This window comes from Neptunomonas sp. CHC150 (assembly GCF_030397555.1).
Classification (GTDB): domain Bacteria; phylum Pseudomonadota; class Gammaproteobacteria; order Pseudomonadales; family Balneatricaceae; genus Neptunomonas; species Neptunomonas phycophila.
Genome location: NZ_JAPNXU010000053.1, coordinates 1 through 662, shown reverse-complemented (window position 1 = coordinate 662; position 662 = coordinate 1). Strand labels below are relative to the sequence as shown.

Here is a 662-nt window from a genome sequence, read left to right as displayed (position 1 = left end):
GGGTACATCTTCACTCGCGGTGATTAACGGGCTAGTGCCTTGAATTTCTGGTTTATGACAAGGAACAATCAGTCCTGCAGGGGGCAACTTGATCACGACTTGAGTTGCAACCAACTCAGTACGGTTCGCGCAACCTGTTAGCAACATCACTAGGCCAAGGCTTTTGATAACATTCATCATCGGCCAATTGACGTCGAAGCATTTCAATGTCTTCATTGAGCTTTCCCTCTATAGTGCTGTGCAGCCTTGTTCTATCTACCAGTAACTGGTTTGCATCACTGTTTTCTTGGGTGAGCGTGTCAATGCTGGCTTGGCTAACTTGATTCGTTGATAAGGCATTATCTAAACGAGCCCTTAAAGCGGCCTGCTCTGACTTACTTGCTTTCAACATTAACCACATCGACATCATGGCAACCCCCACTACAGCAACAACTAGCCACTTAACCCATTTGATGCTTTTGAATGGAAAGGCAGCGATCATGCTCTTTATCCCTACGGTCAATTAAACCTTTCAACTTCACACCACCGCCATACACCCACCTTGGCAACTCATGACAGGCTTTTGTAAAGTCACCCTGTTTGATGAAGCGATAAATCTGCGTTTCGCTACCATCACGATTTCGCATAAATCGAGTACAGCCAGTGTTAAAACTAAAAGAAGT

General features: G+C 45.2%; 2 protein-coding genes. Both read right to left on the bottom strand.

The window, feature by feature from the left end:
• Window positions 1-115: 115 nt before the first annotated feature.
• A complete protein-coding gene (locus OW491_RS18150) occupies window positions 116-481 on the bottom strand; it encodes a hypothetical protein (RefSeq protein ID WP_017058577.1) in 366 nt (121 codons plus the stop codon).
• A partial coding sequence (locus tag OW491_RS18145; protein ID WP_290037299.1) for a glycoside hydrolase family protein occupies window positions 441-662 on the bottom strand: 222 nt, incomplete at its 5' end. The genes OW491_RS18150 and OW491_RS18145, both read right to left, overlap by 41 nt.